The organism is Gordonia sihwensis (assembly GCF_029632925.1).
In the GTDB taxonomy this organism is placed as follows: Bacteria; Actinomycetota; Actinomycetes; order Mycobacteriales; family Mycobacteriaceae; genus Gordonia; species Gordonia sihwensis.
The window spans coordinates 1,324,923-1,348,498 of sequence record NZ_CP121248.1; the positions used below are offsets into that span (position 1 = coordinate 1,324,923).

General features: G+C 66.6%; 29 protein-coding genes. 27 read left to right on the forward strand and 2 right to left on the reverse strand.

Annotation, left to right across the window (positions count from 1 at the left end; translation table 11 throughout):
• Nucleotides 1–3: 3 nt before the first annotated feature.
• Genes P5P27_RS06290 through P5P27_RS06315 form a run of 6 tightly spaced genes read left to right on the forward strand, consistent with a single transcriptional unit; the run spans nt 4 to nt 3,878 of the window.
• Nucleotides 4–1,086 carry a hypothetical protein gene (locus tag P5P27_RS06290; RefSeq protein WP_062367923.1) on the forward strand — a complete coding sequence of 361 codons (1,083 nt, stop codon included), beginning with the start codon at nt 4–6 and terminating at the stop codon, nt 1,084–1,086.
• Nucleotides 1,079–1,237 (forward strand): hypothetical protein, encoded by a 159-nt coding sequence (locus P5P27_RS06295; RefSeq protein WP_156479464.1) that lies wholly within the window; start codon nt 1,079–1,081, stop codon nt 1,235–1,237. The genes P5P27_RS06290 and P5P27_RS06295 overlap by 8 nt, the downstream gene beginning before the upstream one ends.
• The gene (locus P5P27_RS06300) at nt 1,230–2,186 is read left to right on the forward strand and encodes a hypothetical protein (RefSeq protein ID WP_278126916.1); all 957 of its coding nucleotides are present in this window, start codon (nt 1,230–1,232) and stop codon (nt 2,184–2,186) included. Before P5P27_RS06295 ends, P5P27_RS06300 begins: the two co-directional genes overlap by 8 nt.
• Nucleotides 2,183–2,737, forward strand: coding sequence for a hypothetical protein (locus tag P5P27_RS06305; protein WP_278126918.1), 555 nt, complete (start codon nt 2,183–2,185; stop codon nt 2,735–2,737). The genes P5P27_RS06300 and P5P27_RS06305 overlap by 4 nt, the downstream gene beginning before the upstream one ends.
• Nucleotides 2,734–2,985: a hypothetical protein gene (locus P5P27_RS06310; RefSeq protein ID WP_062367920.1), complete on the forward strand. Its 252-nt coding sequence runs from the start codon at nt 2,734–2,736 to the stop codon at nt 2,983–2,985. The genes P5P27_RS06305 and P5P27_RS06310 overlap by 4 nt, the downstream gene beginning before the upstream one ends.
• A complete protein-coding gene (locus P5P27_RS06315; protein WP_156479463.1) occupies nt 2,982–3,878 on the forward strand; it encodes a hypothetical protein in 897 nt (298 codons plus the stop codon). The genes P5P27_RS06310 and P5P27_RS06315 overlap by 4 nt, the downstream gene beginning before the upstream one ends.
• A gap of 6 nt (nt 3,879–3,884) precedes the next feature.
• Here the strand turns inward: P5P27_RS06315 and P5P27_RS06320 are convergent, their stop codons facing one another.
• Both P5P27_RS06320 and P5P27_RS06325 read right to left on the reverse strand, forming a co-directional pair.
• Nucleotides 3,885–4,214 carry a ribbon-helix-helix protein, CopG family gene (locus P5P27_RS06320; RefSeq protein WP_062367918.1) on the reverse strand — a complete coding sequence of 110 codons (330 nt, stop codon included), beginning with the start codon at nt 4,212–4,214 and terminating at the stop codon, nt 3,885–3,887.
• Nucleotides 4,211–4,456 (reverse strand): hypothetical protein, encoded by a 246-nt coding sequence (locus tag P5P27_RS06325; RefSeq protein ID WP_062367917.1) that lies wholly within the window; start codon nt 4,454–4,456, stop codon nt 4,211–4,213. Before P5P27_RS06325 ends, P5P27_RS06320 begins: the two co-directional genes overlap by 4 nt.
• A 394-nt stretch (nt 4,457–4,850) precedes the next feature.
• On the opposite strand from P5P27_RS06325, the gene P5P27_RS06330 reads away from it, so the two are divergent.
• The 21 genes from P5P27_RS06330 (at nt 4,851) to P5P27_RS06430 (ending at nt 23,571) form a co-directional block, all read left to right on the forward strand.
• Nucleotides 4,851–5,072: a DUF7427 family protein gene (locus P5P27_RS06330; protein WP_423201253.1), complete on the forward strand. Its 222-nt coding sequence runs from the start codon at nt 4,851–4,853 to the stop codon at nt 5,070–5,072.
• 550 nt (nt 5,073–5,622) lie between these two features.
• Nucleotides 5,623–5,970: a P27 family phage terminase small subunit gene (locus tag P5P27_RS06335; protein WP_278126924.1), complete on the forward strand. Its 348-nt coding sequence runs from the start codon at nt 5,623–5,625 to the stop codon at nt 5,968–5,970.
• Nucleotides 5,897–7,519, forward strand: coding sequence for a hypothetical protein (locus P5P27_RS06340; protein WP_278126926.1), 1,623 nt, complete (start codon nt 5,897–5,899; stop codon nt 7,517–7,519). The genes P5P27_RS06335 and P5P27_RS06340 overlap by 74 nt, the downstream gene beginning before the upstream one ends.
• Nucleotides 7,520–7,538: 19 nt before the next feature.
• Nucleotides 7,539–8,876 (forward strand): phage portal protein family protein, encoded by a 1,338-nt coding sequence (locus P5P27_RS06345; protein WP_278126928.1) that lies wholly within the window; start codon nt 7,539–7,541, stop codon nt 8,874–8,876.
• Complete coding sequence (locus P5P27_RS06350) at nt 8,870–10,261, forward strand: phage protease (RefSeq protein ID WP_278126929.1); 1,392 nt, start codon at nt 8,870–8,872, stop codon at nt 10,259–10,261. Before P5P27_RS06345 ends, P5P27_RS06350 begins: the two co-directional genes overlap by 7 nt.
• A complete protein-coding gene (locus P5P27_RS06355; protein WP_278126930.1) occupies nt 10,261–10,713 on the forward strand; it encodes a hypothetical protein in 453 nt (150 codons plus the stop codon). The genes P5P27_RS06350 and P5P27_RS06355 overlap by 1 nt, the downstream gene beginning before the upstream one ends.
• Nucleotides 10,714–10,741: 28 nt before the next feature.
• Entirely contained in the window at nt 10,742–11,674 is a 933-nt protein-coding gene (locus P5P27_RS06360) for a phage major capsid protein (protein WP_062367910.1), read from the forward strand.
• Entirely contained in the window at nt 11,671–12,075 is a 405-nt protein-coding gene (locus P5P27_RS06365) for a hypothetical protein (protein ID WP_062367909.1), read from the forward strand. The genes P5P27_RS06360 and P5P27_RS06365 overlap by 4 nt, the downstream gene beginning before the upstream one ends.
• The gene (locus P5P27_RS06370) at nt 12,072–12,449 is read left to right on the forward strand and encodes a hypothetical protein (RefSeq protein ID WP_062367908.1); all 378 of its coding nucleotides are present in this window, start codon (nt 12,072–12,074) and stop codon (nt 12,447–12,449) included. Before P5P27_RS06365 ends, P5P27_RS06370 begins: the two co-directional genes overlap by 4 nt.
• Nucleotides 12,449–12,820: a hypothetical protein gene (locus P5P27_RS06375; protein ID WP_156479460.1), complete on the forward strand. Its 372-nt coding sequence runs from the start codon at nt 12,449–12,451 to the stop codon at nt 12,818–12,820. The genes P5P27_RS06370 and P5P27_RS06375 overlap by 1 nt, the downstream gene beginning before the upstream one ends.
• 9 nt (nt 12,821–12,829) lie before the next feature.
• On the forward strand, nt 12,830–13,114 hold the full coding sequence (locus P5P27_RS06380) for a hypothetical protein (RefSeq protein WP_062367906.1): 285 nt from the start codon (nt 12,830–12,832) through the stop codon (nt 13,112–13,114).
• 1 nt (nt 13,115) lies between these two features.
• Nucleotides 13,116–13,382, forward strand: a complete 267-nt coding sequence (locus tag P5P27_RS06385; protein WP_278126935.1) for a hypothetical protein — start codon at nt 13,116–13,118, stop codon at nt 13,380–13,382.
• Nucleotides 13,372–13,665, forward strand: a complete 294-nt coding sequence (locus tag P5P27_RS06390) for a hypothetical protein (RefSeq protein WP_062367904.1) — start codon at nt 13,372–13,374, stop codon at nt 13,663–13,665. Before P5P27_RS06385 ends, P5P27_RS06390 begins: the two co-directional genes overlap by 11 nt.
• Complete coding sequence (locus P5P27_RS06395; RefSeq protein ID WP_062367903.1) at nt 13,662–14,066, forward strand: hypothetical protein; 405 nt, start codon at nt 13,662–13,664, stop codon at nt 14,064–14,066. The genes P5P27_RS06390 and P5P27_RS06395 overlap by 4 nt, the downstream gene beginning before the upstream one ends.
• A gap of 138 nt (nt 14,067–14,204) precedes the next feature.
• Entirely contained in the window at nt 14,205–14,837 is a 633-nt protein-coding gene (locus tag P5P27_RS06400) for a phage tail tube protein (RefSeq protein WP_062367902.1), read from the forward strand.
• A gap of 61 nt (nt 14,838–14,898) precedes the next feature.
• The gene (locus tag P5P27_RS06405) at nt 14,899–15,126 is read left to right on the forward strand and encodes a hypothetical protein (RefSeq protein WP_062367901.1); all 228 of its coding nucleotides are present in this window, start codon (nt 14,899–14,901) and stop codon (nt 15,124–15,126) included.
• 129 nt (nt 15,127–15,255) lie between these two features.
• Nucleotides 15,256–15,621 carry a hypothetical protein gene (locus P5P27_RS06410; RefSeq protein WP_062367900.1) on the forward strand — a complete coding sequence of 122 codons (366 nt, stop codon included), beginning with the start codon at nt 15,256–15,258 and terminating at the stop codon, nt 15,619–15,621.
• Between the two features lie 20 nt (nt 15,622–15,641).
• The gene (locus P5P27_RS06415; protein ID WP_062367899.1) at nt 15,642–15,950 is read left to right on the forward strand and encodes a hypothetical protein; all 309 of its coding nucleotides are present in this window, start codon (nt 15,642–15,644) and stop codon (nt 15,948–15,950) included.
• Nucleotides 15,951–15,964: 14 nt separating this feature from the next.
• Nucleotides 15,965–21,133: a tape measure protein gene (locus P5P27_RS06420; protein WP_278126939.1), complete on the forward strand. Its 5,169-nt coding sequence runs from the start codon at nt 15,965–15,967 to the stop codon at nt 21,131–21,133.
• Nucleotides 21,134–21,976: a hypothetical protein gene (locus P5P27_RS06425; RefSeq protein ID WP_062367897.1), complete on the forward strand. Its 843-nt coding sequence runs from the start codon at nt 21,134–21,136 to the stop codon at nt 21,974–21,976.
• A complete protein-coding gene (locus P5P27_RS06430) occupies nt 21,973–23,571 on the forward strand; it encodes a Gp37-like protein (RefSeq protein WP_062367896.1) in 1,599 nt (532 codons plus the stop codon). The genes P5P27_RS06425 and P5P27_RS06430 overlap by 4 nt, the downstream gene beginning before the upstream one ends.
• Nucleotides 23,572–23,576 lie beyond the last annotated feature (5 nt).

Sequence of the window (23,576 nt, forward strand, 5' to 3'; positions counted from 1 at the left end):
GCCATGGCACGCGACTACGCACAGATCCGGCTCGACATCTGGGGTGATGACGAGTGGCGCAAGCTCACGCCGGGCGCCCAACACCTCTACTTCGCCCTACTGACGTCGCCGACGATGACCTATTGCGGCGTCGTCGACTGGCGTCCAGGACGAATCGCAGCGGGCGCCGCGGGATGGAGCGCTATGGCTGTGCGCGCCGCCGCGGCTGAGCTGATCGACGGGCTGTTCATTGTTGTCGACGAGGACACCGAGGAGGCACTGATCCGGTCGTTCGTGAAGCACGACGGCCTCCTGCGCAACCCGAAGGTGAGTGTCTCGATGGCCAACGCATTTGCCGCCGTGGCGTCCTCGACCCTGCGCGGGGTGATCGTCCATCAGCTCCACCGACTCCGCGACGCACAGCCTGATCTGAAGGCGTGGGGAGTCGAGAAGGTCACCGAAATCCTCGACCGCGAGAGCATCGATCCGTCATCGCTTCTGGACGAGTTGGGGGAAGGCTTCGGGGTCGAAGATGGGGACGCTTACCCCGAGGGTCAAGGGGACCATTTGGGGGAACGTTACCCCCTAGGTTTGGGGGAAGGTTTACCCCACCATTTACCCCAAGGTTTAGGGGAAGGTTTGGGGGTCACTCAGGGTGAAACCGACCCCCAAGGTTTAGGGGTCGACTCCCTACCAGCTCCTGCTCCAGCTCCTACAGCCAGCTCCATAGTGGGTGGTTACGTAACTGGGGAACGGCACTTGGAATCGGACACCGACCGCGACGACCCCCCACCCCGAAATTGCCCCGATCATCTCGGTGACCCGAACCCGCCGAACTGCCGCGCTTGCGGCGAGGCCCGGCAGCGGCTCGAGGCATGGCAGGCCCGGCGGGCGGAACTGGCCAACGAAGCCCGCAAGGCCGATCTCCAGCGCCAGGCCGAGGTCGAGCGCGCTGCGATCGATCGGTGCGATCTCTGCAACGACGACGGCTACCGCGGTGGTCGGGTCTGCGACCACGACCCCGAGGCCGACGAGCGCAACGCTCGTGGCATCGCCGCGGCCCGCGAAGCGCTCGCCGCCCGCAAGCGGAGCGATCGCAGTGCCTGATCGCAAGACCACCGCCGAGCGGCGCCGCGAGGCCGCCGCCGCCCGCCGCCGCGAGATCGCCGCCTGCGGCCGATGCGACCCGAATGGCTGGCTGATCATCGCCGGTCGCGCCCATCGCTGCACTCACCGAGAGGACCAGAGCCATGCCTGACCGCGACTTCCTCGATCATCTCGACGATTTCCTCGACGAGACCGACGAGCCCGAGCCTGCGGTGTCGGATCGCTGCCCGCACTGTCACCGCGATTGGCACGGCCTGGCGATCACCGAGCGGATGGATCAGATGCGCCGCGAGTACGGCCGGATGGCGTCCGAGCGTGAGCGCCAGGGCGGCGAGATCGAGTACGCCACCAGCGCGATCCTCGGCGATTACCGCTACGACGAGGACGATTCGGCGGTGCTCTGCCCGGGCTCGACGTTCATCGGGCCGCGCGCACCCCGACCAGGTGAGAACAGGCGGAGTCAGACACCCTGGGAGGGTTGGCCGACCGCGCGGGATTACCTGGCCGCACGCTACGGCGACGACGGCGGCCCGCTCCGAGCCGGAGCGACGCCGGTCTCGTCCGCGCAGTGGTGGCGCTGCGAGAACCCGAACAACGAGCTCGAGTGGGAGGTCACCAGAGAATCCGGCCGTGAACGCGACTGGCTCGGCTACACCGTCGGACCGACACACTTCACGGCGACGCTGATCGTGCGACGCAGCGCGGACGCTCCACCGATCTGCCTCATCGATCTGCGTACCGACCCGGGCAACGGAAACTACATTCGCATCGAACGACCCGATCTCGAGTCGGCACCGACGGCCGTGGAGATCTATGCGACGTCGCCGCCGCCGGAGATCACCGGCACCTGGCTGGACCGCGACGGGAACCCGCCGCCGCCATGGCAGGTCGCTCACCGCTTCGAGGTCGGCCAGACCGTCGCGTTCGAGGGACCTCGCGGCCAGATCTACACCGGCGTCATCACGGGAGAGGAACCACGCAACGACGATTACCGAGAGCTGACCGTCCAGATGCACCCCCACAGCGAGCGCTGGCGCCGCGAACTCGGCGCGTTGTTCGGCCTGGGCATCGGTAGTCAGACGCAGGAGGGCGGCCAGTGAGCGCCGTCGTCGGACTCGACCCGAGCCTGGTCTCGGCCGGTATCGCGATACTCGGCGCAGACGGATCAGCGCGCACCTGGTCGGTCGGCCACACCGGAACTGACGGCGCGAGTTGGGCCGACCGTTCGGACCGGATCGTCGCGCAGACGCGCCTGGTGCTGCGCCAGATCCCCGTCGACGCCGCGCTCGTCGTCATCGAGGACATGCCGTCGCACATGCGACCCCAGCCCGGCCTGGGCGACCGCTGGGCACTCTGGTGGGGCCTGTACTCGGCGATCCGAGCCCGTCAGACGCCGATCGCCGTCGTGAATCCGAAGACGCGCGCCAAGTGGGCGACCGGCAACGGCAACAGCGACAAGCGCGCCGTGCTCGCCGCGGTCCGGGCTGATTGGTCCCAGGTGCGGATCCCGAACGACGACTGCGCGGACGCGCTGACCATGGCCGCAATGGGAGCGCTCCACCTCGGCCGAGAGCTTCCGTTCGAAGTCCGACGTCGGCATCACGCGGGAATCGAGAACATCACCTGGCCCGAGGGGGCGACGCCCCGATGACCCGCGGCGAACACGCCGACTACGCCCGCGCGTATCGGATCATCACCGGGAGGACGACCCAGATCACCGTGCCGCCGGCGCTGATCGGCCACCTGTGGCAGGCGGGTGGCGATACCGTCCGGGCGCTCCTGTCGGTCGCCGTCGATCCGCAGGCACTAGAGGCATGCAGGCGCATCGTCACCGATGGAATCGCCGTCGGCCAAGGCTCTGGTCGACCACTGACGCCGAACAGGGAGGCTGATCGATGAACCCGTCACCGTGCCAGCACTGTGGGGCTCGCACTGAGATGTGGATCTGCAACTCGTGCACCGCGACGCTGCGTCAGACCGTCGAGCAACTGCCGTGGCTGGCCAACCAGCTCGCGCTCACGTTCGCGCGCCAGAGCCGCCTCACGCCTGCGCCGAGTGCGGCTCGTCGGCGTCCAGTGAGCGAGGACGACGAGGAGTCGCCGCTGCCGTTCGTTCCCGCCGCACGTGACCGATACGACGAGATCCGGACAGTGCTGGTGCGGTGGGTGCGCGACCTGTGCGAGCAGATCGGGATCGAGTTCACCGGCAGCGAACCGGCGACGATCGCCGACCTGTCGGCGTGGCTGCTCGCTCACCTGGACCGCCTGATCACCAGCGAGGACGCGGGCCTGGCGCTCGGCGAGCTCGTCGACGTTGCCGAGCGCGGCATCGCCGCGATCAACCGGCCGGTCCCACCGGTCTACCGCGGTCCGTGCCCGGCGGTCGTCGGTACCGACCAGCGCGGTCGGCCGATCACCTGCGGGGTCCCGCTCTACGCTCAGCGCACCGAAACCGAGGGCGGCGTGACCGTCGGCGCCGACATGGTCACGTGCGTGCGGTGCGGCACCACGCACGACGGGCGCGCGCTCGAGCAGAAGCTGCTGGCCAAGATGAGTGGCTACCTGATGCCGGCCGACGAGATCCTGCGCGTCATGCGCGAGCTCGGCGAACCAGTCGCCAAGAGCACCTGGCACAACTGGCGAGCCAAAGGCAAGATCCAGCCGCGCGCGTGGCGGCACCGCGGACGGATCGTGAACTATTGGCTCACGTCCGAGGACGAGAAGCTCTACAGGCTCGACGACGTGCGGGCACTGCGAGAAGCGGGCATGGCCGCCACTACGGCCCGTATGTGACCGCAGTCAGCTCGCCTTCATGTGCGCTTCCAGAATTCGGCGCACGAGCTTCGAGGTACCGATGCCGGCGGCCTTCGCCTCGGCATCAAGAGCGTCCTTCACCGATGCGGGAACGCGGACGTTCAGCACGGGGGAGTGGGCCTTGCCGCCGCTGAGGGACTTGCCGCCGGGCACCAGGTTCGATGCTCGCCGCCGAGCCGCGCCCTCGGCCCATGCGGCGTCGTCCTCGGCGTCGGCCTCGGTGTAGCGCTCGCCGTTGACCCGGACCTCCTCGGCGTCGAGGTCAACATTCTCGATGGTCGAGCCCTTGCGCTCAACCCGATCCTTGTCGTTCATGACTGCTCCTTGCGGTAGTGGGTGGGCATGCAGTGGAAGATGATGGCCAGGTCAGCCGGGTCTTCGATCGACGGGCGGATGCCGATCTCCAACTCGACGCCGCGATCGTCAGTCGCGATGATCAGCTGCGCGCCGTTGTCGCGCTGCTCGACAACGGTGGCCGTCTCGCTCTGCAGCGCGGCGATGATGTGCGCGTTGCCGATCCGGTGGCGGCGGGCTGATCGGGAGACTTTGTATCGCATGCATCTAGTATGTCATACATACCCGAGAATTGCAACGAGTATGTATGACATACTAGGGATGGTACGGGGCGCGGGCACGCGACGGAAGAGCCTGTTTGAAACCCCAGGTCAGGGGGGTTAGACTCTGAATCGCAGTACAACAGTGCTGCCCAAAAGGCTCGTGCTCCCGCACGGGCCTTCGTCGTTTCGCCGATCGTCGCGCCCCGTCAACTGGGATCTGATCCGATCTGCTCACTCAGCAAGCGCCGCCACCGCCCGCCGAAGCGCACCGCGCATCGCAACCTCGGTGGCACATACCCATGACGCCCGCCTCTCGTTACAGGGCCGAGGTGGTTGCTGCGGGGCGCGACGCCGGCGGGGCCTAGCCTGTCGAGGGGAGCGTGTCGTGAACGCCATGCGCGCTTGGTCCATAGTGGTCGGCGGCGTCACCGGCTACGAACTGTGGTGCGTGGCAACCGGTAACGACGAACAGTTGCTCTCGCGCGGCATCGAGCGCGCTCGGGCATCGAGCCCGGCGGCCAACGCCGCCATCCTGTTCGCCATCGGCGCGACCGCGCTACACCTGGCTGGACTCGTACCACGTCGACTCGACGTGTACGTACTCGCTCGCTCATGACCAAGAAGCCATCGGCACACCGTCGAGGCCTCGGATACCAACACCGCAAGAACCGCGACAGCCTGCTCAGTAGGCACGTCGACGGCTCGCCGTGCTGGTGGTGCGGACAGCCCATGTGGCGCGACCCGACACGAAACTTCGACGCCGCGCCGCTCGAGGCCGATCACTCACAGTCCCGGAAAGCTCAGCGCGCCGCCGGCATCGCGGTGTCGGCCTTGCGCAAGGCTGACCGGCTACTGCACCACACGTGTAACCGGCAGCGTGGGGACGGGTCTAGGGACGCGCTGCGTCCCGCTGTGACCGGGGCGTGGCCGGGGGAGGAGCCCGCCGACCCACTCGGCGTCCGGGCCATGCCCTGGCCCGCCCTCGGCGCCGGGGCCGGAAATATTCCGGCACCCCCCTCAGCGAGACTCCGCCGGTAGTCTCGCTTTTCTCTCTCCCCGGCCTGGGAAAACAGGCCGGGGAGCCGCGTAATGCGCGCCTACCGACCTCGTGCAGCCTTGTCGGGTCGCCGGTCGCCGCGATGCGCGCGTCTAGTCCAGGAGTCCGGATGAGCGACGGCATCCTCGCCGGTACCGAGTCCGTGAATGCCGTTGATCGCGCCGCGCTCGAGGCATTCGCGGGGCAGGCCGAGCGGATGCGCCAGGCCCGCGAGCAGATCGACAAAGACGGCCTGTTCATCACCCGCAACGGCGTGAGCGTGCCCCACCCGGCTCTGGAGATCGAACGGGCGGCCTCGCGCGAGATGCGCGGCTGGGAGGCCGCCCGCCCCGACCTGTTCGCCTGGCGGATGGCGATGAGATCCACAGACGGAGGTGGTGACGATGACGGCGACGCTGACACCTCCCTCGACGACGAGCTCGCCCAAGCGCGGGCTGCTCGGACAGCGCACTCCTAGGGTCTTCCACCGTCCGGCCGGCGCGACCGACTACAGCCGCGGCGAGAAGGCCCTCGACATCGCGTTCATGGCCGATGCGACGCTGCTCGGCTGGCAAGAGGACGTGGTCCGCGAAGGAATGGCGCGCGACGCGTCGGGCCGGTGGGCCGCCGCCGAGGTTGGCATCGAGGTCTCACGCCAGAACGGCAAGACGGCCTCGATCGAGGTCGTCGAGCTCGCCTGGATGATCACCGAGCCGGGCGTGCACATCCTGCATACCGCGCACGAGTTCCAGACGGCCATGGAGTCGATGGACCGCCTGCACAACCTGATTCTGTCGCACCCGTCGCTGGAGAATCAGGTGCTGTCGGTCAAGACGTCGAACGGCAAGGAGCGGATCAAGCTCAAGAACGGCAGCGAGATCCGTTACCGCACTCGAACGAAATCCGGCGGACGCGGATTCTCGGTCGACCGCCTGGTGATTGATGAGGCGATGATCTGGTCGAAGGCGAGCCAGGCTGCGATCCGTCCACTGTTGACGACCGCGAAAGATCCGCAGATCTGGTACCTCGGGAGCGCAGCGGATGCGAACGTGCACGAGCACTGCGGAAAGTGGGCGAGCCTGCGCCGCGCAGCGATGTCGGAGAAGCCTCCGGCGCGGCTGCTGTGGATGGAATGGTCGGCACCCGAGCCTCCGGAGCCGACCGGCGACGAGCTGGCCGACGCACTAGCCCGCACGCAGTGGCGCGAGGACCGCGAGAACTGGGCGATCGCGAACCCGAGCATGGGTCGCGAGGTCGCGCCGGGGCACGTCCTGGTGACCGAGGAGTACATCGAAGAGGAGCTCGAAGGGTTCCGCAATGCGCTCGACGAGTGGGAGATCGAGCGCCTGGCAGTCGGCCGCTGGCCGGCCGATGTCTCGGCGCACGAGCCCATCATCAACGCCGATAGCTGGTCGGACATGACGAACCTGCAACCTACCCTGGTCGGACCGGTCGTGATCGGTCTGGCGTTGTCGCCGGATCGCCGTCGGTGGGCCATCGCCGCGGCGCAGGGAACCGCCGAGCACCGTACCCATGTCGAGATCGGGGCCTTCCAGCCCGCGACACACGACGAGCTCGTCGAGCTGGTCATCTTGATCGTCGAGGCATGGGACCCAGCCGCCGTCGTGATCGACTCGCGGTCGCCGGCGGCAGTCATTGAGTCGAAGCTGATCAATGCCGGGATTGAACCCGAGATGGCCACGACGCCGCAGATTGCGCGCTGGTCGGGCGGGTTCCTCGACGACGCATTGGCCGGACTGCTCTCGCACACCGGCCAGCAACCGCTGACTGACGCGGTTGCCACCGTCGCGATGAAGGTTCTGCCGCAGGGTGACTTCACCTGGGTCCGGGCCATGGACGGCTCGACCGCCCCGATCGAGGCCACCACGCTCGCGCACGGCGGTCTCGTCGAGTTCGGCGGACGCGCGCAGGTCGACCGACCCCTGCCGTCGAGTGGTCCCAAGTACACCGTTCGAGGGCTCCCGCGCCGCAGCGGCGAGCTCGACGTACTGACCACGGCGTTCTGACGAGAGGAGGCACTGACGCATGACCGAGATGTCGACCCGGCCCAAGGCCGCGCTGCGTGAGCGCGGCTACGTGACCGACACTGCGGGCCTGACGGACTTCTCGCAGTGGGAGCACTTCGAACGCGTCCCCGACCTGCAGTGGCCGGCGTCGATCCAGACCTACTCGCGGATGGAGCGCGAGGACTCTCGCGTCTCGTCGTTGATCGCCGCAATCTGCCTCCCGATCAGGCGCACGCCGTGGCGAATCGAGTCCAATGGTGCGCGCGACGAAGTCACCGAGGCCGTCGCTCGCAATCTGCGTCTACCGATTGCGGGCGGCGACGATCTGGACCTACCGGGCCGCTCCAAAGGTCGGTTCTCATGGCAGAACCATCTGCAACAAGCGCTGACCATGCTCGTCTACGGGCACTCGGTCTTCGAGCAGATCTACCGGATCGACGATGACGGCCGGGCATGGCTGCGCAAGCTCGCCCCCCGTCCTCAGCGGACGATATCGGCGTGGAACGTCGCACTCGACGGAGGCCTGACCTCGATCGAGCAGATGGCACCAGCCTCGACGGCGAAGGTCATGTACGGGCCGAAGCCGCTCACGATCCCGATTGATCGCCTCGTGGTCTACAGCCGGGACATGGAGCCAGGCATGTGGATCGGCAAGTCGCTCCTGCGCCCGAGCTACAAGCACTGGATCCTGAAGGACGAACTGATCAGGTATCAGGCCGTCGCGATCCGCCGCAACGGCATGGGTGTGCCGATCGGAACTGCACCGGAGAATGCGACCCAGGAAGAGGTCGACGAGCTCGCACAGATCGCACAGTCCTACCGCGGCGGCGACAATGCGGGTGCGGCCCTGCCCGCGGGGTCGAAGCTGGAGCTACTGGGAGTGCAGGGCAACCTGCCCGACATCCAGCAGGCGATCGCCTACCACGACAACATGATCGCGATCGCCGGACTCGCACATTTCCTCAACCTCAGCGGCGGCGGCTCGTATGCCCTTGCCAGCGTGCAGGCCGACACCTTCGTCCAGTCCGTGCAGACCTTCGCCGAATCGGTCCGAGACATTGCCACCGCGCACATCGTCGAGGATCTGGTCGACGTGAACTGGGGGCCGGACGAGCAGGCTCCCCGGATCGTGTTCGACGAGATCGGCTCCCGCCAGGATGCGACGGCAGCGGCGCTGAAGATGCTCGTCGACGCCGGGCTGCTGTCGCCGGACGTGCTGGTTGAGCAGACCGTGCGTCAGCGGATGGGATTCCCCGCCAAGCCGCCGGCTAAGGAGGCAGAACCGACCGTGCCTGCGGCACCGACGCCCATGTCCGGCGGCGCTGTCGGACCAGTCGAACAGGGTCAGCTGTGGTAGAGATTCCGGACGCGCCGATCCTGGCGACGATTCCGCGCGTCGAACTCGGTTCGGTCGGAACCTGGGACATCAGCAACATCGCGGGCTGGCACCCGACCGCCGACGACTTTGCTTCCGCCGTCGCTGCACTCGATTGCCCTGCGGTGCGCCGCCCTGTCCTGAAGTTGGGGCACTCCGATGGTCCCGGCGATCCGGCGATCGGCGTCATCGACAACCTCGCGGTCACTGACGAGGGCCAGACGCTCGTCGGCGACTTCGTCGGAGTCCCGAGCTGGCTCGCCGCCGCAGATGACGAGGGGCGATCGGTCATCGCCTCGGCCTACCCCGACCGCTCCGGCGAGTGGGAACACAACTACGTCTGCCAGCTCGGCCACACACACCCGTTCGTGCTTCATGCGATGGCGCTGCTCGGCGTCGTGCGACCGGGAATCGGAACCCTCGAATCGCTCTACGACCTCTACGCGAAAGCGCCACAACCAGAGGAGAAGCCCATGACATCGGCAGTGATGACGTCGGTGACCATCGACCAAGTCCGGTCTGCGTACTACAACGGTCCGGCCGCGGCGAACTACGCGCTCTGGATCCGCGAAATGCTGGTCGACCCGCCTGTGCTGATCGTCCAGAACGACCAGAACGACAGCCTGCTCAAGGTGCCCTACAGCGTCGTCAACGACGAGGTCACCTTCGGCGAGGCGGTACCGGTGAAGGTCGAGTACATCGACGAATCCGCGCCTGACCTCGAGCCTGCCGCCGACGACGACGCGACTGTCGCCGCCTCGGCACCCCGAGCTGCTCGATTCGCTTCGCGGACCGAGTCTCGTCCTGGCCGACCGGCCGGGACGCCACCCCGGCCCGCCGCGCAAGCGGATGAGGCGACCACAGAAGGAGGTTCGAGCGTGGAGATCACGAACGAACAGCTGGCGGCTCTCCGCACGGCCCTCGGGCTCGCGGACGACGTCGACCTCGACGGCATCATCACCGCCGTCCAGGAACTCGCGAAGAAGTCCGAAGACGCCGAGTCCGACGGCGGAACCCCCGCCGCCGCATCGACCGCGCCACTGCCCGACGGTGTCGTCGCAGTCGATGCCGGACGCCTCGCGACCCTCGAGGCGAACAGCGCCCGGTTTGCCGAGCACCTGGAGGACGAGCGCAAGCGCCACATCGAAGCCAAGCTCGATGCCGCAATCGCCGAGGGTCGGATCACCCCGGCCAATCGCGAGACCTGGCGCAAGACGTTCGAAGCCAACGCCGACCAGGCCGCCGAGCTCCTCGCTTCGATGGCACCGAACTCGGCGGTCCCGGTCGGTGAACTGGGGCACTCCACCGAGCCTGCCGACACCACCGACGTCCGCGAGGACGACAAGTTCAAGAATTGGAGCCTCTGATGAGCGGCATCGCACAGGTCACCAAGGGTGGCCCGAAGACCTTCACCCCGGCCGAGGGGGAGGTGATCACCGGTGGACAGGTCGTGGAAGCCCGCGACGGCGGCCGGATCGGCGTCGCCGGCGCCGGGAGTGTCACCGTCCTCGGTGTCGCGCTGACTGACGCGCTCTCGCCCGAGGGGTTCCCCGGAGAGAACAGTACGGACGCGCTCGGCCGACCGGTTGTGTCCGCGGTGGCCGTGCCGACCAACGTGGCCGTCGCCTACGGCGCGACTGAGGTCAAGGTCACCTACGCCGAAGCCGCCAAGTTCGGCGACAAGCTCGTCGCCGCGGCCAACGGCGCCGTAACTCCGGCAGCCTACGAGGGCGGCGTCGATGCCCGCGCGATTGTCGGCACCTGCACCGAACCCGGCGGGGTGGCCTCCGGCTCTGTCGGCCTGATCCGTCTCGCCTGAGACCCACCAAACACCGAAAGGACATCAGATGCCCACCAACATCGTGAGCGTCAGCGACGGGTCTCGCCTGACCGTCTCGGACCTCGTCAAGAACCCGCTGTTCATCCCGACGAAGCTGAAGGAACTGATCGAGAATCAGTTCATCAGCGAGGCTCTGCTGCGCAATGGCGGCAAGAACGACGCCGGCGTCGTCGCGTTCCGCGAAGGTGACCCGACGTTCCTCGACGACGACGTCCAGGACGTCGCCGAGTTCGGCGAGATCCCGGTCAGCACGGGCAAGCTCGGCCTGCCGCGCACCGCATTCGCCACCAAGAAGGCGCTCGGCGTCCGCGTCTCCAAGGAGATGAAGGACGAGAACAACATCGACGCCGTCAATAAGCAGATGATCGGCCTGCGCAACACCTTCGTCCGCGCCAACGATCGCGGCGCCAAGGCGCTGCTGCAGTCGTCGAGCGTCCCGACCATGCCGGTCAGCGCAGCCTGGGACGCTGCCGGCGGCAAGCCTCGCACAGACCTGGCTCGGGCCATCGAGGCGATCTCCACTGCCGCGCCCGATGAGGCCTCCGAGGACGAGTACTACGGCTTCGAGCCGGACACGCTCGTCGTCCACCCAGGCCTGCTCGCAACCCTGATGGACAACGAGCAGATCCTCAAGGTCTACCAGGGCAACGTTGCCAACGAGTCGATCGCGTACACGGGCGCAATCCCGGGAACGATCCTGGGACTCAACGTGATCAAGTCGCGCACGTTCCCTGCCGACAGGGCACTGATTCTGGAGCGAGGCACTGTCGGCTTCTACAGCGACACTCGGCCGTTGCAGTTCACCGCGCTCTACCCCGAGGGCAACGGCCCGAACGGTGGTCCGACGGAGACCTGGCGCAGCGACGCCTCGCACAAGCGGGCCATGGGCCTCGATCAGCCGAAGGCTGCGCTCTGGCTGACCGGACTGGTGACGCCGTGACCCAGTACCGACTGGCCGCGCTCGAGTGGTGGGAGGTTCTCGACGATCCGACCTGCCCCGAGTGCGGCCAGGAGCGCCCCGATCGAACGGTCAGGCGGGTCCGACATCGGCGGGGCGACATCGTCGAAGTCACTGGCTCCGAGGAAGCTCGCCTCCTGGCGGCTGGCGCACTGACGTCACTCGATGACGACACCAGCGCCGAGGAGCCCAGCGGATCCCCACAGACGCCGCCGGCCGATCCGACCGTCGTGCAGCCCGAAGCCCCCGCCGCAAGCGCTCCGGATAAGCCGAAGCACACCGCGACGCGGGCCGCGTGGGCCGAGTACGCGCTCTCGCGCGGGCTCGACCCGGCCGACGTCGAGGACATGACCCGAGCCGAGCTCATCGAGGCTGTCGGATGACCACCGGAGAGGGGGCGCCACCGTTCGTCTCCATCGAAGAGTTCGCCGAACTGTGGCGCCCGCTCTCCGGTGCCGAGAAGGAGTACGGAGCGATCCTGCTGCTCGCCGCGTCGAACTGGATTCGCGAGCACAAGCCCGGCATCCGCGATGACGACCCGGCAGCAAAGACCGTCGTCGTCGAGGTCGTCAAAGCGGTCCTGCTGCCTGGCCAGTGGTCGGGGTACTCGTCGTGGTCGAAGACTGTCGGGCAGCGGACCACGACGGCGACGCTGGCGAACCCGGCTGCCGCGCTGGACTTCACGCCGTGGCTGTCCCTGCTCGGGATCTCCGGCCGCGCGAGACCGGTCGGCAACTTCCCGCGAAACGACTACTGATGATGGACGAGTTCTACGGTCAGCGCGTCTCGATCCTGCGCCCGGCGAAGATCAGCGGGCGCTACGGCGGCGACGAACGACTCAGCTACGACCTCGACGACGGCGCGACGCTGACCGAGGTTCCGTTCGGCGTCGACATGCAGCCGCGCACCGAGCTCGAACTCGGCGCGGACGAGGGCCGCGTCAGTATTCAGATCGGCTACGAACTGCACACCCCGCCTGGCCACGACCTGGACCTGACCGCGACCGACCGAATCGTCTATGCCGGCCGCCACCTCGACGTCGACGGCGACGTCCACCGGTGGCCGTCGGTCGAATACCCCGGCGGCGTCGACCATGTCGAAGTCGCCCTCACCTTCTACGCCGGATAGGAGCCTGCCATGCGTAGTTCGGCCTCCACTCACGAGCCGCGCCAATTCTCCGCCTGGTCCGTGTGTCCGGGCTGCGGCGCGGTCGACGCCCACGGCTGGGAACTGCCTCCCGAGGTCGACACCTCGATCCCCGCTGGTCAGGCATCGCACTTCGAGGACACTGCCGATGTTCAGGTATGGGCTGGCCAGATCGCGCGCGTCAATCCGATCGACCTGCGCTACCGCGTCGACCAGTCGACCTGCGAAGTCGTGCGCTGCTGCCGTCAGTGCGGCGAGATGTGGCCGGAGGGCTGAGATGCACCACGACCCCGTCGAGCTCATCCTCGACTACGCGCGTGACGCGATCGTCTTCGACGGCGACGACCTGCCGTTCCCGCTCTCGCAGATCCAGATCAAGGTCATCCAGGAGAACGACCGCGCGGTCGCCGTCCTCACGCTCGAAGTCGACGCAATGCGGATCATCCCGCCACCCGAACCCGAGCCCGTCGAGCCGGAATCTGTGCCGACGCCGGTCGAAGCGTTCGAAGAGAAGCTCGCAAGGATCGCGCGCCGTGGCCAGTAGTGACAAGGTCATCGTCGACCTGGACCTCGACGAGCTGTTCAAGCAGATGAACGAGACCAGCCAGGTCAACGCAGGACTGCTCAAGCGCGCCACCACGATCGCTGCTCGTGCACGCCGCCTCGACGCCTCCGAGGGCAAAGGAACGGCCAAGATCGAGATCACCGAGCACTGGATGCGCAACGGACGCCTCGTCTACCACGTCACCTCAGACGACGTCGAAGGCGAGTACGGCACCAGCCGGGCCGCACGGCGGCGCACACTGCGACGGGCGGCCGGCCGGTGAGCAACGACCCCCTTGCCGACGTCATCGCCTACGTCGAGCCGCGCCTGCCGGACTGCTACGTCGCCGACGAAGCGCCACCCGAGACAGCCTTCGAGAAGCGTCTGCCGGTCGTGCTCATCCGCGACCTGCCCGGCGGCGTCGACGACATGCCCTGGCAGTCGGCGTTCGGAGCCCTCACCGAGGTCTTCGCATTCGACGTCGACGTGTACGCGGCACGGCGCGAGGACTGCCGCGCGATCTCGCGCAAACTCCGCCGAATCCTGGCCGCGATGATCCTCGATCCCAACGTCGCCGCACGCTCGGTGACCGAGGTTGTCGGGTTCGCCCGTCGCCCTGACCACAACAAGTACATCGTCCGCGATGGCGCCGAGTACGAGCTACGCCGACCATATGTGACCTAGCGGCGAAACCGTTTCACGCGGTTGTCACACCCGAACCCCCAAGGACGCCTTGGGGGTTCGCTGCATTCCACGGGCCTGCCAGCACCGTTCCGCAGCTCTCCCTTGGGGGCTGCTCCCTCGCATCACCAGGAGGACGTGATGGCAGCACCCACCATTGACGGGTTCAAGGCCGAGGCCGCGCGCGTCGGCGTCACCGGCCGTATCGATATCGCGGAGGTCGGCGCGGACGCGCCCCGCGACATGAGCGCGCTCGATTCCCAGATATTCACCAACCTCGGGTACATCTCCGACGACGGCGTGACCGAGAACCGCGATGAGGACAACGAGGAGTTCACTCCCTGGCAGGAGAACTCGCCGATCCGCATCGAGATCACCAAGTCCACGGTGAGCTTCGAGTTCGTGCTCTGGCAGTCGACCGCGGCGACCGCCGGGTTCTACTTCGGTGTCTCCAAGGCCGACATGCGCAAGAACCCCGACGGCTCGGTCTACTTCGAAGAGGGCGGCAAGCCGGACCTCAAGCGCAACCAGCTCGTCCTCACTGTCGTCGACGGCGAGCACGCGCGACGCGTCGTCCTGGCCAACGCTCAGGTCACTGAGCGCCAGGAGATCTCGTACAAGTCCGACGAGATGATCGGCTACGGCGTCACCGTCACCGGCTACCCCGGCCCGGACGGCTGGTCCGCCCGCCGAATCTTCGCCGAGAACTGGGATGACGTTGGCGAGATCGAGGACGCGACGCCGGAAGAGCCGACCAATCCGGAGGTCCCTTGACCGCCGTGCCGGGGCCGGACCTCTTCCCCGGCGCGGCGCTGTTCCCCGGAGGTGACGCCTGATGGCCGGCTACACGCCCAAGGAATGGAAAGACGGCAAGGACGGCGGCACGCCGATCGACGCCGCCGAACTCAACCGCATCGAGGGCGGAATAGACGCCGCGACCACCAGCGTCGACGGTCTGCGCTCCGACAGTGACGCGCTCACGGGCCGCGTCACAGCGCTGGAGGCGCAGAACGCCGCTCTCGAAGCCCGCGTAGCCGCTCTGGAGTCACCGAGCGGCGAATAGACGGTCAGTCCGTAGGGGCTGACTACGCGATCGGGCCGGGAATTTTGATGCTGGCAGGCTCGCCCGGCCCGATCGCACCCCCATGTCGAAACTCGCCTGCCAGCGATCATCGAAAAGAAGGAGCCTGCCATGGCCGATATCGACCTCGATCAGATCCTCGAGAAGCGCGCAGAAGCGCGCGGCGACGAGGGCAATACGTTCACGTTCACATTCAAGGGCCAGGAATTCACGGCTCGGGACCCGCAAATGCTCTCCGACGAAGAGAAGGAAGAGCTTGACGAGCTCGGAGACAATGACATCGACGTCGCCGAATGGTTCCTGTGTGGACCGGAGAAATACGACGCATTCCTCGCCGTCGGCGGTAGCTCGTCGATCTTCTTCCGGGCCATGAAGGCCTACACCGACAAGGTCACGGACGAGCTCGAGGGAAAACCTACACGGCCGAATCGGTCGCAGCGGCGTTCGGCGGCCTCGAAGAAGCGGAAGGCGCGCTAGAGCAGATCTACGGCCGGGACGTGATCGCGGAGTACTACCGCGGTGAGATCACTCTGCGACGATTCCGCGTCCTGGCCGAATGGGCACTCCAGCAGGTCGCTGACGGCAAGCCCTACACGATGACCGACCGCCTCCTGTGGCTCCTCGTCCGGCGCATAGAGGAGAACACGGTCGTCGTCGGTAAGGCGCTCGGCAACAAGAAGCTCCGGCTCCCCAAGAAACACCCGGATTACCCGTGGTCTGAGAGCGAGGACGACTCGCGAATCCAAATCGGCGGCCGGGGCGAGCACTCATCCGACGAAGTCATGGACTTCCTCGATTCCAAATAGCAGAAGGAGACAGCGTGGCTGGTTCGGTCATTTACGTGCCCGTAGCAGGCTCCTTCAAGGGAATGGGTGCGCAATTCGCCAAGGAAATCTCCGGCGCGGCGAAGCGCGGTATGGGCGTTGCGTCCTCGGAGATGGAATCGCAGGGCCGCGATGCCGGCCGCAAGGCGGGTGCGGCAACCGCGGCCGGCCTCGCGTCTCAGCAGAAGCAGATCGAGCGGGTCTCGAAGCAACTCGCGACCGCTCGATCTGCCGAAGCTGACGCGGCCAGCGCGGTCCGCATCGCTGAGCAAAAGCTCCAGGAGGTTCGCAGTAACTCCGGTGCGAAGAGCAGTCAGGTCGTTCGGGCCGAAGAACAACTCGCCGCGGCGCAGCGTCGTCAGATCGCCGCGAGTGCCGAGGCGGTGTCGGCGTCCGGCCAACTCGACAGAGTTCGCTCCGGCGAGGTCGCTACCGCATCGAGCGTGATTCGAGCCGAGTCGCAGCTCTCGCAGGCCCGCGTGCGATCCGAGGACGCGATCGGCAAGGTCCGGATCGCTGAGACGCGGTTGACCGAATTGCAGGACTCAGGTAAGGCGACCAAGTCGCAGTTGATGACCGCCGAGGAGGCGGTCACTCGCGCGCGCCGGGGAGCGGCCAGCGCGGCCGATCAGGTTCGTTCCAGCGAAGCACTACTGAAGGCCGCGCAGGACGACGCCGCGAACTCTGCCCGGCGTGCGGCCGCCGGCGCCGACGAGTCGGCCTCCGCGAATAGGCGCGCCGCCGGTTCGGCCGGCGAGGTCGGGCGAGCGTACGGATCGGCGCACCCGTCGGTGCAGAGCTTCGGCACTTCGATCATGAGCGCAGCCAAGCGCGCTCTCGGCGCCGCGGGCGCATTCGCCGGCCTCGCTGGTGCGGGATCAGTACTCAAGTCGGGATTCGACCGCCTGATGAACATTCAGCGCGCCGAGATCCAGTTCAAGAACGTCGGCCTGACGTCCGAGCAGACGAAGAAGCAGATGGCCACGCTCACCGAGCAGGTCACTGGCACTTCGGTCTCGCTGGCCGACGCCGCCAAGTACAGCGCGATGTTCGCCCAGTCCGGCGTCCAGATGGGCAAGCCCATGGACGACGCGATCAAGGCGTTCACCAACCTCTCGGCCGCCGCACAGGGCACCGGGATCGACGTCGGCCGCATCCTCCAGCAGGTCTCGGCCTCCGGAAAGATGGACGCGGGCGTCCTCAATCAGCTCTCAGACGCGGGCGTCAACGCCGCGGAGTATCTGTCGAAGTCCACCGGTAAGTCCGTAGCCGAGGTCCGCAAGATGACCTCCGAAGGCAAGATCAGCTTCGAGCAGCTCGTCGGTGCCATCAACTCCGGCATGGGCACCTACGCCCAGGAAATGGGGCAGACCCTTCCGGCCAAGCTCGCGAACATGAAGACGGCGCTGGCCAGTGCCGCCGCCACAGCGCTCGAGCCGATCATTCCGCTCGTCACCCGACTTGCCGACGCCCTGACAACTGGATTCAAGAAGGCAACCCCGGCCATCAAGCTCGTGCAGAATGCCCTCGCTGAGTTCGGCGGGTGGGTGAAGCGCAATCAGGAGTGGATCACGCCGCTGGCCGCCGCGATCGGCGCCGCCGCTACCGCCTGGGGAGTGTGGACCGGAGCGATCAAGCTCTGGAATCTCGTCACCAAGGGGGCGATGGCCGTCCAGGCCGCGTTCAACGCGGTCATGGCCGCAAACCCGGTGATGCTCGTCGTGATGGCGATCGCGGCCCTCGTCGCTGGACTCGTCGTTGCGTACAAGAGGTCCGCGGCTTTCCGGAACGTCGTGCAGGGCGCATGGAACGGCATCAAGAACGCTGCGCTCGCCGCGTGGAACAACGTCCTCAAGCCTGCGATCGATGGACTCGTCGCCGGGTTCAAGTGGGTCTGGCAGGCCGTCCAGCCGGTGATCAACTTCGTGAAGCGTTTCTGGCAGGTGCTGCTGTTCGGCCTCGGTCCGATCGGCGCGATCATCGGCATCATCGTCCAGTTGGTTAAGCACTGGGACACCGTCAAGACCGTCTTCTCCACCGTGTGGGGCGTCATCAAGCCGATCCTGAGCGGATTCCTGACTGTCGTGAAGTACATCGGCGCGATCGTCGCGACGGTCATCATCGGCACCGTTCTGGTCGCCTGGAACCTCCTGAAGGCAGCGGTGCAGCTCGCCTGGGTCGTGATCCAGCCGATCCTCAACCTCTTCATGGCCGGCCTGCGGCTGCTCGGCTCAGTTGCGACCTGGCTGTGGCAGACGGTCATGATGCCCGTCTGGAACGGCATCAAGGCTGTCATCGGGTTCTTCTGGGCTGGCGTGCAGGTCGTCTTCAACGCCTTCATGGCGGTGATGCGCGTGGTCGCGACGGTCGCCAACTGGCTCTGGCAAACAGTCATGGTCCCGGTCTGGAACGGCATCAAGGCCGCGGCGCAGTTCATGTGGCTCGGCATCTCGACCATCTTCGGGTGGTTCCGCGCAGGCGTCACCGCCCTCGGAAGCGTCGTCCAGTCGATCGCGAACGCCGTCATCATCCCGGTCTGGAACGCGCTGAAAGCCGCCGCGGGGTTCATGTGGAACGGCATCAGAGTCATCTTCGACGCGATGAAGAAGGGCTGGGACCTGCTCGGTAAGGGCATCCGGATGGTCGTCGACAATGTCGTCAAGCCCGCCTTCGAGGGATTCAAGCGCGCACTGGCTGTGGTCGGCGACTTCTTCGGCTCGGTCGTACGCGGCATCGGCAATGCGTGGGACAAGATCAAGTCGTTCGTGGCCAAGCCGATCAACTTCGTCATCGGCACCGTCTGGAACAACGGTCTGCTCAAGGCGTGGAACAAGGTCGCGAGCTTCCTGCCGGGCCTCAAGGAGATGTCACCTCTGCCCGAGGTCGCGTTCCGCCACGGCGGCCCGGTCCCGATGTCTCAGGGCGCAACCCGCGGCAAGGACTCGGTTCATGCGCTGATGATGCCCGGCGAGCACGTCTGGGACGTCATGGACGTCGTCCGCGCCGGCGGGCACGAGGTGATGTACGCGATGCGCGCCATGATCGAACGGGGCATCCCGTTCACCTGGGGCGCGGCCCGCGGACTGGAGGCGCACCCGAAGGTTGCCGGGGCGATCGCGCAAGCCCCGTCTGCCGCTCCAATCGGCGGATTCCTGCACGCGGCCGAGATTCCCGGATTCAAGGACGGCGGCGCGGTCGCGGAAGCGCCGGCCGCGTGGGAAGGCCAACTCGCCCGCGGGCACGCGTGGGCTAAGGCGCAGAACGGCAAGCCATACCTGGCCGGCAACCAATTCCCAGCCGGTGCGGACTGCTCGGGTTACATGTCGGCCCTGGCCTCGGTGATCATTTCAGGCAACGACAAGGGCCACTGGGCGACTCCGGCGTTCCCGGCCGGTCAGGGCGACCGCGTCAGTGCCGCGGGGCAGCCATGGGTCAAGGGCCTCTCGCGCGGATTCTCGATCGGCATCAAGGGTGGTCCGGACTCGGGCGGTCAGAACGGCCACACCGCGGGCACCCTGTCGGCAGTCAAGGGCTTCTCGGCAGTCAATGTCGAGTCGGGCGGCAGTCACGGCAACATCGCATACGGCGGCCCCGCAGTCGGTGCCGATCATCCGCAGTTCCCTGGCCGGTACCACCTATCGATCGGCTCCGACGGAGCCTTCGAGGCCGGCGGCAGTGGCCCTTCGCCCGAAGAGCAGATGGGGATCATCAAGAAGAAGATCTCCGAGTTGCTCGACAAGGCCCTCAACCCGATCAAGAGCGGCATGGGCCGCATGATCGGCACCCCACCTCCGGAGTGGCTGGGCATCCCGCCACGCATGCTCGACTGGTCGAAGAAGCAGGTCCTCGACGAGTTCTTCAAGATCGTCGGTGGTCTCGGCGACAAGCTCCGCTCGGTCTACGAGGGCGCGAAGAAGGTCAAGAACGTCGTCACCGGCGCGGTCAAGAGTGTCTACGACAACACCCTCGGCAAGATCCTGCCGTTTGCCGATGGCGGAGCTGTCGAGCCGGGGCTGTGGCGTGACAAGGGCGGCTACATTCCGCCCGGAAAGTCTGTGGTCACCAACGAGACGGGCAAGCCCGAAGCAGTCCTGAATTGGGACCAGGTCGAGCTGCTGAAGAAGCTCCTCGAGCTGGCGCAGCAGACCGGAAAGGACGCGCTCAAGGAGACCGTTGGCGGCGTCGCGGACTTCTTCGGATTCAAGACGATCTCGGACAAGTTGTACGACGCCGTCGAGTCTCGGATGAACCAGGGCGCGGACGCCACCGACTCGACCTCGCAGTCCGACGATGCCGTCGCCTCAACCCGGCAGAGCGACGACGCTCTCGAAGCAACCGAGCAGAGCCAGGACGCGATCGATTCGACCGAGCAGTCCGGAACCGCGTACACCGACCCGACCTACGGCGATCCGAACGCGACGTACCAGACGCACGAAGAGAAGTCGACGACGCCAATGCCCGACATGGGCACCTCGCACACTTACCAGCCTGGCGCCGGCGCCGAGCAGTGGCGCCCGATGGCCATCGAGGCGATCAAGCGTGTCGGGCTGTCGACGGCCAAGCCGCAGGTCGACGCGATGATCAGCCAGATCCAGTCTGAATCGGGCGGCGACCCGAACATCGCGCAGCAGATCTCGGATGTCAACGGCACCGGCGAGGGGGCGGGAGTCGGCCTGCTGCAGATCATCCCCTCGACCTTCGCTGCACACCGTGACCCGTCCCTGCCCGACGATCGTCGCAATCCGATGTCGAACATGGTCGCGGCGCTGCGCTACTACAAGTCGCGCTACGGCGACGACCTCACCGCGCAGTGGGGCCACGGACACGGCTACGACTCGGGCGGCTGGCTGAAGCCCGGTCTGACCATGGCCGTCAACAAGACCCGCAAGCCCGAAGCGGTTCTGACCGCGGGCCAGTGGGGCCGGATCGACGCCATGCTCGAGGCACTCCCGTCGGCCGCCGAGTTCAAGGCCGCAGCCGCTGTGACCGCCGCACAGCCGATGCGCGCTTCCGACGCCGACATGGACGACGTTCCCGTCGATCCGCGCAGCCGCGGGCAACTGCATCAGCACTTCCACACCGAGGACGTCTCCGATGCGGTGCGCAAGGCGACCCGCGAGCAACGCCGCCTGTCCCGGTCTGATGCCCTCGTCGGAGGTCTGTAAATGGCTGCCACCCTCACCGATCACACGATTGTCGAGCTCATCTCGCCGCACGGCGAACGTGTCCGGCTCTCTGGCGCCAAGGGCGGCGATGAACTCGGTGCGTGGCTCGATGTGTCAGGCCCCGACGGACTCGGTCACGTCGACATCGATGACATCTTCGACGCCGCTGCGAGGCAGTGGGGCGAGACCAAGGTCGGCGAGACGATGAATCACGCCGAGCTCGACCTCCCGCTGTTCATCCTCGGGTCGAGTCCCGACGACTTCCGTCGTCGCCGTGAGCACTTCAAGACGATCGTCCGCCGGCACGAGCTCGGCTGGCTCGTCACTTACAGCAATGCCGTCGGCTGGCGTTGGGTCGGGGTCAAACTCGGCGAGCTCAAGCCGCTCGTGCCGTTCGATCCGAGAATCACCCGCGGTGCGAAGTTCGAGATGACCCTGATCGTCGAGGCCCCACTAGCGCGCGAGGCCGACTACGCCGACTCGTGGGACAACGAGACCGGAACCGGAAAGGGCTCCCTCTCGTTGTACCCCGGCCCGGAGTGGGACGCCTGGCCGCAGTTCGTGATCCAAGGCCCCGGGGAAGTGACGCTGTCGTACGCGGGCAACAAGATCATCCATCCGGCCGCCAACGCCGGTGAGCAGATCCTGGTCAACACCGACGAGGCACGCCCGACCGTGCGGTCCTCGACGGGCCGCAACCTCTGGCCGCTGATGAAGGGCCAGAAGTACCGCAAGCCCATACCGGCCGGGAAGGTCACGACCGTCCAGATCGAGGTCAAGGGCGGCTCGCGCGAGACCCAGGTCTACGCCCGCTGCGCCTGGCGTCATGAGGGACTGCTGTGACCGCGGTGCGGGACGCGTACGCCAGCCTCACCCAGGCCGAGGCGGACGAGCGTGACGAGTACCTGAACCCGTCGGCGTACGTCGAGTTCAAGACCAAGGACATGAAGACCTGGGGCATCTGCGGTGACTACCGTGAGCTCAAGTTCACCGACCAGAAGAACAAGTCGGGCTCGCTCAACATCACCGTCCCGGACGACGACCACTGGCATGCATACTTCGACGGCCAGCCCAAGCGCACTGTCCGGCCGATCGTGGTGCGATTGCCGCACTACACGACGCTGTGGATCATCACCGACTTCACCCGCGTTCGGAAAGGGTTCAAGCGCTACTACGAGGTCTCCGCGGTTGGCGCGCTCGAGTACCTGAACTGGATGCGGATCTGGCCGTGCCCGTGGTTCCCTCCTGAATTCCAGCCGATCAAGTTCTGGTTCGGACTCGGCCCCGCGGCCTCGGTCATGTCCGGGGCGTTCGCGGCAAACGCCGTGCGCCTGCAGGCTTCTCTGTGGTCGATTCCAACCGGCAACCTGCTCGATCTGAAGTCGTGGAACATCCTCAAGACCGCCATGCACCCGCTGATGGTGAACCCGCGGCACAAGCTCTTGGGAGACACCACGCCGTGGATCGCCTCCAGCTGGCGCATGGACAAGATGATGGACGCCTTCACCGAGGTGTGCGACGCCGAGAACATGCAGATCACGGCGACATTCGTCGATCCGGACGTCGATCCGCAACCGTTCCCTGAGTACGCGACCATCACCGAACCCAAGCTGATCTTCGACTTCGTAGAGAAGGGCGCACCGGTCGGATGGACCGGCACCATCGTCGACGGATTCTTCCGAACTGGACTGCAGATGGCCGACGACGCCATGAAGTGGATCCTCTATCCGATCCTCGGCGAAGAGAACTACGACGACTACCTGCAGAAGGCAGCCGGCGCCATCGCCGACAAGCCGATCGCGGTCTACACCACCGGCGACTACAGCCCTGTCGACGAGTTCGAACAGACCACCCACACCGGGCTGGCCACTCGTATCACCGCGGGAGGCAAGAGCCCCGACTGGCTGAACAACACCGTGGTGTCGGGCATGAACTTGATACTTGGCGCGCTCGGCTCAGCATTCGGCCTCGCCGGCTTGTCGCTGGGCATCTTCGATGGCCTGGTCAAAGACACGATCATGGCATTCCACTCGGACGAAGACCTGCGGGCAGCGAACGAGGCAGGGCCGTGGCGGTTCCGGGAGGACTTCGCCGAGTCGGCGTCGACGGGCCTGACGCTGAACACGTTCGCCGGGATGAAAAACCAGCACTTCAAGAACCGGGCGTACGTCTCGCACGCGATCACCGCCAGTAACGGCAGCCCGTACTACATCGGGAAGGACCTGCAGCTCGGTGACCTGATCGGCGTCGAGATGGCCGACGGCAAGGTCGAGGTCGACTACCTCGAGGAGATCACCTACGAGGACAGCCGCTCGGTGCGCGGCCGGTACACGCTGCAGATCGGCCGCCCCGACGCCGAGCGTGAGCCCGGCTCGATCGCGCTCGGCAAGATCCGGTCGCTCGGCACCTGGATCACCCGACTGGCACTCAGCGAATAGGAGAC

Coding starts and splice junctions, on each gene's coding strand:
- P5P27_RS06325 (WP_062367917.1), bottom strand. CDS start 4,456: ATGCGATACAAAGTCTCCCGATCAGCCCGCCGCCACCGGATCGGCAAC.
- P5P27_RS06300 (WP_278126916.1), top strand. CDS start 1,230: ATGCCTGACCGCGACTTCCTCGATCATCTCGACGATTTCCTCGACGAG.
- P5P27_RS06335 (WP_278126924.1), top strand. CDS start 5,623: ATGAGCGACGGCATCCTCGCCGGTACCGAGTCCGTGAATGCCGTTGAT.
- P5P27_RS06405 (WP_062367901.1), top strand. CDS start 14,899: ATGGCCGGCTACACGCCCAAGGAATGGAAAGACGGCAAGGACGGCGGC.
- P5P27_RS06360 (WP_062367910.1), top strand. CDS start 10,742: ATGCCCACCAACATCGTGAGCGTCAGCGACGGGTCTCGCCTGACCGTC.
- P5P27_RS06345 (WP_278126928.1), top strand. CDS start 7,539: ATGACCGAGATGTCGACCCGGCCCAAGGCCGCGCTGCGTGAGCGCGGC.
- P5P27_RS06310 (WP_062367920.1), top strand. CDS start 2,734: ATGACCCGCGGCGAACACGCCGACTACGCCCGCGCGTATCGGATCATC.
- P5P27_RS06370 (WP_062367908.1), top strand. CDS start 12,072: ATGACCACCGGAGAGGGGGCGCCACCGTTCGTCTCCATCGAAGAGTTC.
- P5P27_RS06330 (WP_423201253.1), top strand. CDS start 4,851: ATGCGCGCTTGGTCCATAGTGGTCGGCGGCGTCACCGGCTACGAACTG.
- P5P27_RS06385 (WP_278126935.1), top strand. CDS start 13,116: ATGCACCACGACCCCGTCGAGCTCATCCTCGACTACGCGCGTGACGCG.
- P5P27_RS06375 (WP_156479460.1), top strand. CDS start 12,449: ATGATGGACGAGTTCTACGGTCAGCGCGTCTCGATCCTGCGCCCGGCG.
- P5P27_RS06290 (WP_062367923.1), top strand. CDS start 4: ATGGCACGCGACTACGCACAGATCCGGCTCGACATCTGGGGTGATGAC.
- P5P27_RS06380 (WP_062367906.1), top strand. CDS start 12,830: ATGCGTAGTTCGGCCTCCACTCACGAGCCGCGCCAATTCTCCGCCTGG.
- P5P27_RS06320 (WP_062367918.1), bottom strand. CDS start 4,214: ATGAACGACAAGGATCGGGTTGAGCGCAAGGGCTCGACCATCGAGAAT.
- P5P27_RS06425 (WP_062367897.1), top strand. CDS start 21,134: ATGGCTGCCACCCTCACCGATCACACGATTGTCGAGCTCATCTCGCCG.
- P5P27_RS06400 (WP_062367902.1), top strand. CDS start 14,205: ATGGCAGCACCCACCATTGACGGGTTCAAGGCCGAGGCCGCGCGCGTC.
- P5P27_RS06355 (WP_278126930.1), top strand. CDS start 10,261: ATGAGCGGCATCGCACAGGTCACCAAGGGTGGCCCGAAGACCTTCACC.
- P5P27_RS06410 (WP_062367900.1), top strand. CDS start 15,256: ATGGCCGATATCGACCTCGATCAGATCCTCGAGAAGCGCGCAGAAGCG.
- P5P27_RS06340 (WP_278126926.1), top strand. CDS start 5,897: ATGACGGCGACGCTGACACCTCCCTCGACGACGAGCTCGCCCAAGCGC.
- P5P27_RS06315 (WP_156479463.1), top strand. CDS start 2,982: ATGAACCCGTCACCGTGCCAGCACTGTGGGGCTCGCACTGAGATGTGG.